The sequence below is a fragment of the Sphingomonas sp. NCPPB 2930 genome (assembly GCF_042867205.1).
Lineage (GTDB): Bacteria > Pseudomonadota > Alphaproteobacteria > Sphingomonadales > Sphingomonadaceae > Sphingomonas.
In genome coordinates, this window is the sequence record NZ_JBHZQU010000034.1 from 1 (window position 1) to 6,934 (window position 6,934).

Genomic DNA, 6,934 nt, shown 5'->3' on the forward strand with positions numbered 1-6,934 from the left:
TTTGCTCTCGCAAAGGCCAAGTCTGCGCAACCCTCTCCCCTCTGCGAGGGGCGAGGGAAGGAAAGGCATCGTTGAATGTCGATCGGCCCCTGGACGAACACGGAATCAGAGTTCCCGCGCTTCCTCGACCAGCATCACCGGCACGCCGTCGCGGATCGGATAGGCCAGCCCCGCCGCCTCCGACACCAGTTCGCGCGCGGCCTCGTCATAGCGCAAAGGGGTCCGCGTCACCGGGCAGACCAGCCGTTCGAGCAGCCAGGGGTCCAGGCTCATTGCAGCGTCACCCGATCCTCGCCGTCATGGCGACCGAAAAATTGCATTAGCTGGATGATCAGCTCGGCGCGCTGCTCCAGATCGGGCGCCTCGAGCAGCGCCTGCTTGGCGGCGATGTCGAAGGGCGCGATCTGTGCGATGCCGTTGACCAGGCTCTCGTCATCCAGCCGCCCGACCGCGTCCCAGTCGACCGCATAGCCCTGAAGCTCGGCGAAGCGGCGCGACTCCTGCTCCAGCGAGGCGCGGCGGCCGAGCGACAACAGATCCTCGTCCACCACCGGCAGCAACTCCGCCTCGACCTGGCGGAAGGGCGTCGTCACCGTCAGCTCGCGGACGATGCGAAACAGCGACACCCCCTCCAGCACGAGGTTGTAGCGGCCATCCTCCATCGCCTCGACCTCGGCGATGCGGCCGACACAGCCCATCTGGTAGAGGCTGGGCGTATCGCCATCGCCCGATGGCTGGACCATGCCGATCCGCCGGTCGCGCGCCATCGCGTCGGAGACGAGCGCCCGGTAGCGCGGCTCGAAGATGTGCAGCGGCAGCGGCATCCCCGGAAAGAGGATCGCACCCGCCAGCGGAAAGATCGAGAGCCGCGCCACGGGGCGTTATCCGAACAGGATGGCGGACAGCCGCCGCCGCTGCTGCGACACCCAGGGGTCGGTCAGGCCGACCACCTCGAACAGCTTGAGCAGCTGCTGGCGTGCGGCATCCTCGTTCCAGCTGCGGTCGGCGGCGACGATGTGGAGCAGATTGTCCGCCGCGCCGTCGCGGTCGCCCGCCGCCATCTGCGCGTTCGCCAGCGCGAACCGCTTCTCGTGATCGTCCGGATCAGCGGCGACCTCGGCCGCCAGACCGGCATAATCCGCCGCCGGTGGAGCCGAACGCGCGAGCGCGACGGCGGCCATCGCGCGGTGGATGGCGGGGTCTTTGGCCAGCTCCTGCGGCAGCGCCTCGGTCGCGGCCTCGGCCTCCTCGACCCGCCCCGCGCCGAGCAGCGCGCGGATATGCCCCGACAGCACGGCGGGATGGTCGGGCGCCATGTCGAGCAGCTGCTGGAAGATCGACACCGCGCGCTCGGCGTCACCGGCCTCCAGCACTTCCTCGCCCATCGCGATCAGCGGTTCCAGCTCGGCCGCCGCGTCCGCCGCCTCCGACTGGATCGGCAACTGCTTGAGCAGCTGGTCCAGCGTCGCGCGCAGCGCGCTCTCGGTGCGCGCGCTGGTCAGGTCGGCGACCAGCTGGCCCTGGAACATCGCATAGACGGTCGGGATCGAGCGGATCTGGAATTGGTTGGCGATGAACTGGTTTTTGTCGGTGTCGATCTTGGCCAGCACCACGCCCTTGTCGGCATAGTCGGCCGCGACCTTTTCCAGCGTCGGGCCCAGCGCCTTGCACGGCCCGCACCATTCGGCCCAGAAATCGAGGATGACCAGCTTGGTCATCGACGGCTCTACGACATCGCGGCGGAAGGCGGTGACGGCCTCCTTCTCGGCGGGCGACATTCCCAACGTGGCCAAAAGACGCTCCTTTACGTGTTGCCCGCCCTATGTGGGCGAGGGCGGTCGGTAATGAAAGGCCGAAGCCGCAATCAGCCGTTCAGCCGTGCGATCGTCCGGTCGCGCCCGATCAGCGGCAGGAGCGCGGCCATGTCCGGCCCCTGCGCGCGGCCGGTCAGCGCGAGGCGCAGCGGCAGGAACAGCGTCTTGCCCTTGCGCCCCGTGGCGTCCTTCAGCGCGGCGGTCAGCGCGTGCCAGGGGTCGTTCGCCCAGTCGATCCGCGCGGCGACCTCCGCCGCCTGCGCCAGATAGGCGCGGTCGTCTCCGGCGGGCTCCGGCGCATCGACCGGCCCCTCGATCACCTGCCACCAGTCCGCCGCCTCGGCGACGGTGGCGAGGTTCGGGCGCACCGCCTCCCATTCCGCCTCGCCCATGCCGGTGGGCAGCCGCTCGGCGACCGCTCCGTAGGGCGTCTGGTGCAGGATACGCGCATTCAGCTGCGCCAGTTCACCCTCGTCGAAGCGCGCGGGCGCCCGGCCGAAGCGCGTGAAATCGAACCCGGCGATCAGCGGCGCCATGTCGGCGACCGGCTCGACCGGATCGCTGGTCCCGATCCGTGCGAGGAGCGCGCGCACCGCCTGCGGCTCGATACCGATCTCCCGGAAATGATCGACGCCCAGCGAGCCGAGTCGCTTGGACAGCTTGCCCTCGTTGCCGGTCAGCAACGCGGCATGGGCGAAGCGCGGCAGCTCGGCCCCCAGCGCCTGGAACATCTGGATCTGGAGCGCGGTGTTGGAGACATGGTCCTCGCCGCGCACTACCTGGGTCACGCCCATGTCGATATCGTCGATGACCGAGGGGAGCATGTAGAGCCACGTGCCGTCGGCGCGGCGGATCACCGGATCGCTCATCGTCGCGGGGTCGAAGCGCTGGGCCCCGCGCACCGCATCGTCCCATTCGATCGCCGCGCCGTGATCGAGCTTGAACCGCCAGTGCGGGCGAACGCCCTCGCCTTCCAGCTTCGCCCGATCCTCGTCGGTCAGAGCCAGCGCGGCGCGGTCGTACACCGGGGGCAGGCCGCGCCCGAGCTGAATCTTGCGCTTCAGGTCGAGTTCCTGCGCGCTTTCATAGGCCGGATAGACATGGCCGCTCGCGACCAGTTCGGCGAAGCGCGCCTCGTACAGCGCGAAACGCTGCGACTGGCGGACCTCCGCATCCGGGATCAGCCCCAGCCACTGCAAATCCGCCCGGATCGCATCGACATAGCGTTCCTCGCTCCGCTCGGCATCGGTGTCGTCGATGCGCAGCAGGAAGCGCCCGCCGGCCTTTCGCGCATATATCCAGTTGTGCAGCGCGGTGCGGATATTGCCGACATGCAGCCGCCCGGTGGGCGAGGGAGCGAAACGGGTCACGGTCATGCCTCGCGCCATAATCCGGGAATCGCCTTTGCGCTATTGTGACAGCGCGATTAAAGGGGCCGCGAGTAACGGGCTGTCTGCGGGGACGGGTGACACCATGAAATTGATGACCGGCAATTCGAACCTGCCGCTGGCGAAGGCGATCTCCTCCTATCTGGAGGTGCCGCTGACGGAAGCGCTGGTGCGCCGCTTCGCCGATGAGGAAATCTTCGTCGAGATCCAGGAGAATGTGCGCGGCGAGGACGTGTTCGTGATCCAGTCGACCGGCTATCCGGTCAACGACAACCTCATGGAACTCCTCATCATGATCGACGCGCTGAAGCGCGCGTCGGCCAGCCGCATCACGGCGGTGATCCCCTATTTCGGCTATGCCCGCCAGGACCGGAAGCCCGGGCCCCGTACGCCGATCTCGGCCAAGCTGGTGGCGAACCTGATCACCGTGGCGGGCGCCGACCGCGTCCTGTCGGTCGACCTGCACGCCGGGCAGATCCAGGGATTCTTCGATATCCCGACCGACAATCTCTATGCCGCGCCGGTCATGTCGGCGGACATCCTGGCGCGGTTCAAGAACGACAACCTCATGGTCGTGTCGCCCGACGTCGGCGGCGTGGTCCGCGCGCGCCAGCTCGCCAAGCGGCTGAACAACGCCCCCCTCGCCATCGTCGACAAGCGTCGCGAGCGCGCGGGCGAGTCGGAGGTGATGAACATCATCGGCGACGTCGAAGGGCGCTTCTGCATCCTGATCGACGATATCGTCGACTCGGCGGGCACGCTGTGCAACGCGGCGGCCGCTTTGCGCCAGGCGGGGGCGCAGGATGTCGTCGCCTATGTCACCCACGGCGTCCTGTCGGGCGGCGCGGTGGCGCGCGTCGATGGTTCGGAACTGCGCGAGCTGGTCATCACCGACTCGATCGGCAACCACGAGTCGATCGGCACCACCGCCAAGATCCGGCACCTGCCCATCGCCCCGCTGCTGGGCGAGGCGATCAAGCGCATCGCGGACGAGACCAGCGTGTCGAGCCTGTTCGATTGAGTCTTTGACGGGCGCAAGTCGTAGGCGTTTCGTGCGCGGCTGGCCCCCACCCCAAACCCCTCCCCCCTACCGGGAGGAGGGGCTTAGAATACGCGCAAGCCGGTCGAACCAGGCACGCCCCTCCCGCAGGCGGGAGGGGATGGGGGAGGGTCGGGTCTAGGCGAGACGATCACGGCGCCCGCTCTAGAAAGAGTCAGCGATTCCCCAGCGCGACGATATGATCGAACACCGCCGGGTGAAGCGGCTTGGAAAAGGCGCAGCCATATTTGAACCGGTCGCGCCAGGCGATCACCGCCTCCAGCGGGGCGAGCCCCGGCAGGGTCAGCCAGACGATCGTGCCCGGCCACAGGGTGAAGCTGGTCTCGGCCCGGAAGCCCTCTTGCGACAGGTCGACCACGTCGATCTCGAACCGGGTCTGCCCCTTGTCGCGCAGATGGGCCCGCATCCGCACCGCCTGCCGAAGCGAGCGGCGAAGTTCCTGGCCTTGGACGGGCTCGAAGGGCGGTGTGAAGACCGGTTTTTCCATGACGCTCCCGCTATGGCCAAACAAGGTTACTTTTCCGTCAACGCGGCATCCCGGACGTCCGCCGCACCGGCCGGTCGCCGCACCCCGGCATGCGCCCGGCGCTTCAACTCCGCCTTCAACGCCTCGGGGCGCGGCGCGACCAGGAAACCGAAACTGACCGTGCCCTGCTTGGTTTCCACGACATGGTGCAGCCGATGCGCCTGGATGATCCGCTTCATGTAATCGGACTTGGGCAGATAGCGGGTCGGCAGTCGCTTGTGCACGATCACGTCGTGGAACCCGAAATAGATCGCACCATAGGCCGCGATCCCCGCCCCGATCCAGGTGAAACCGCTCCACCAGCCCAGCTGCGCGCCGCCCAGGATCATCACGAAGGACGGCACCGCGAAGATCGCCGCGTACAGGTCGTTCAGCTCCCAATTGCCGGTGCGCGGACGATGATGGCTTTCGTGCAGGAACCAGCCCGGCCCATGCATGATCCAGCGATGCGCCGCATAGGCGAATCCCTCCATGAAGATCACGGTGCCGAGGAACAGGAGAATGCCGAGAGCCCAATGCATTGGACCGATATAGAACAGTCGCACGGAATTTGCTCGCATTTCCATACATCGCGCGGATCGAACGGCATGACGCACCGCATTTCGCACTTGCGATGCAATTGCAATAGAATGCTTTCGGGGTGGATTTGTGGCCCGGCCTGTGCTTTAGCGCGAAGCAATTTCCCTAGAACCACCCGAGAGGCGGAAGGCTAGCGCATGAACATCCACGAATATCAGGCCAAGGAATTGCTCGCCAAGTTCGGCGTGCCCGTCCCCGCCGGCTTCGCCGCGATGACCGTTGAGGAGGCCGTCGAGGCGTCGTCCAAGCTCCCCGGACCGCTCTACGTCGTCAAGGCGCAGATCCATGCGGGCGGCCGCGGCAAGGGCAAGTTCAAGGAACTCGGCCCCGACGCCAAGGGCGGTGTTCGCCTGGCCAAGACCGCCGAGGAAGTCCGTGCGCACGCCACCGACATGCTGGGCAACACGCTGGTCACCATCCAGACCGGCGAAGCGGGCAAGCAGGTCAACCGCCTGTACGTGACCGACGGCGTCGACATCGCCAAGGAATTCTACCTCGCGCTGCTCGTCAACCGCGCGACCGGCCGCGTCTCGATGGTCGCCTCGACCGAGGGCGGCATGGACATCGAGACCGTGGCGCATGACACGCCCGAGAAGATCCACTCGATCGACATCGACACCGCGACCGGCTTCATGCCGCATCACGGCCGCGCCGTCGCCGCCGCGCTGGAGCTGACCGGCGACCTCGCCAAGCAGGCCGCCAATGTCGCGTCGAAGCTGTACGCCGCTTTCCTGGGCACCGATGCCGAGCAGATCGAGATCAACCCGCTCGCCGTCACCGAGGACGGCAAGCTGATGGTGCTTGATGCCAAGGTCGGCTTCGACGGCAACGCCATGTTCCGTCACAAGGACCTGATGGAACTGCGCGACACCACCGAAGAAGACGCGATGGAGCTGGAGGCGTCGAAGTACGACCTGGCCTACATCAAGCTCGACGGTGACATCGGCTGCATGGTCAACGGCGCCGGCCTCGCCATGGCGACGATGGACATCATCAAGCTGAACGGCATGTTCCCGGCCAACTTCCTCGACGTCGGCGGCGGCGCGAACAAGGAGAAGGTCACCGCGGCGTTCAAGATCATCCTGAGCGATCCCGCCGTGAAGGGCATCCTGGTCAACATCTTCGGCGGCATCATGCGTTGCGACATCATCGCCGACGGCATCGTCGCGGCGGCGAAGGAAGTGAACCTGCAGGTTCCGCTGGTCGTCCGCCTCGAGGGTACGAATGTCGAGAAGGGCAAGGAAATCCTCGCCAATTCGGGTCTCGCCATCGTCCCCGCCAACGATCTGGGCGACGCCGCCAAGAAGATCGTCGCCGAGGTTCAGAAGGTCGCCTAAACCGCACCTTCGGCCCTGACGGACCGATATAGGGGGGCTCGGGCGGAAACGTCCGGGCCCCTTTCTCGTTGGTCGGGCGTAACTCTTGCGATGCGGTCGCAAGCCCGCCAAAGACGGCGGCATGATGGGCTATCCAGCCGGGAAGGAATCGCGATGAAGATCGTCGTGCCCGTGAAGCGGGTGTTGGATTATAACGTGAAGCCGCGTGTGAAGGCGGACGGGACGGGCGT

General features: G+C 66.7%; 8 protein-coding genes and 1 pseudogene. 3 read left to right on the forward strand and 6 right to left on the reverse strand.

All coding sequences use genetic code 11. From position 1 onward, the window contains the following. Positions 1-105 precede the first annotated feature (105 nt). From ACFX59_RS18045 to gltX, 4 genes are all read right to left on the reverse strand, one after another. The gene (locus ACFX59_RS18045) at positions 106-273 is read right to left on the reverse strand and encodes a Trm112 family protein (RefSeq protein ID WP_309691260.1); all 168 of its coding nucleotides are present in this window, start codon (positions 271-273) and stop codon (positions 106-108) included. Continuing rightward, complete coding sequence (locus tag ACFX59_RS18050; protein WP_307101727.1) at positions 270-875, reverse strand: LON peptidase substrate-binding domain-containing protein; 606 nt, start codon at positions 873-875, stop codon at positions 270-272. The genes ACFX59_RS18045 and ACFX59_RS18050 overlap by 4 nt, the downstream gene beginning before the upstream one ends. A gap of 6 nt (positions 876-881) precedes the next feature. Beyond that, complete coding sequence (locus ACFX59_RS18055; RefSeq protein ID WP_387434425.1) at positions 882-1,778, reverse strand: tetratricopeptide repeat protein; 897 nt, start codon at positions 1,776-1,778, stop codon at positions 882-884. 86 nt (positions 1,779-1,864) lie between these two features. Further along, positions 1,865-3,190 carry a glutamate--tRNA ligase gene (gltX, locus tag ACFX59_RS18060; protein WP_387434420.1) on the reverse strand — a complete coding sequence of 442 codons (1,326 nt, stop codon included), beginning with the start codon at positions 3,188-3,190 and terminating at the stop codon, positions 1,865-1,867. A 97-nt stretch (positions 3,191-3,287) separates the two neighbouring features. On the opposite strand from gltX, the gene ACFX59_RS18065 reads away from it, so the two are divergent. Beyond that, a complete protein-coding gene (locus ACFX59_RS18065) occupies positions 3,288-4,223 on the forward strand; it encodes a ribose-phosphate pyrophosphokinase (protein ID WP_307101731.1) in 936 nt (311 codons plus the stop codon). Positions 4,224-4,416: 193 nt separating this feature from the next. Here the strand turns inward: ACFX59_RS18065 and ACFX59_RS18070 are convergent, their stop codons facing one another. Together ACFX59_RS18070 and ACFX59_RS18075 are read right to left on the reverse strand one after the other, a co-directional pair. After that, the gene (locus tag ACFX59_RS18070; protein ID WP_387434422.1) at positions 4,417-4,749 is read right to left on the reverse strand and encodes a pilus assembly protein PilZ; all 333 of its coding nucleotides are present in this window, start codon (positions 4,747-4,749) and stop codon (positions 4,417-4,419) included. Between the two features lie 26 nt (positions 4,750-4,775). Then, positions 4,776-5,309, reverse strand: coding sequence for a sterol desaturase family protein (locus ACFX59_RS18075; RefSeq protein WP_309698042.1), 534 nt, complete (start codon positions 5,307-5,309; stop codon positions 4,776-4,778). Between the two features lie 195 nt (positions 5,310-5,504). Here ACFX59_RS18075 and sucC point away from each other — a divergent pair, with 195 nt between their 5' ends. Together sucC and ACFX59_RS18085 are read left to right on the forward strand one after the other, a co-directional pair. Then, positions 5,505-6,704 (forward strand): ADP-forming succinate--CoA ligase subunit beta, encoded by a 1,200-nt coding sequence (sucC, locus tag ACFX59_RS18080; protein ID WP_007405207.1) that lies wholly within the window; start codon positions 5,505-5,507, stop codon positions 6,702-6,704. A gap of 153 nt (positions 6,705-6,857) precedes the next feature. Then, positions 6,858-6,934: pseudogene (locus tag ACFX59_RS18085) on the forward strand (electron transfer flavoprotein subunit beta/FixA family protein); the annotation flags it as partial.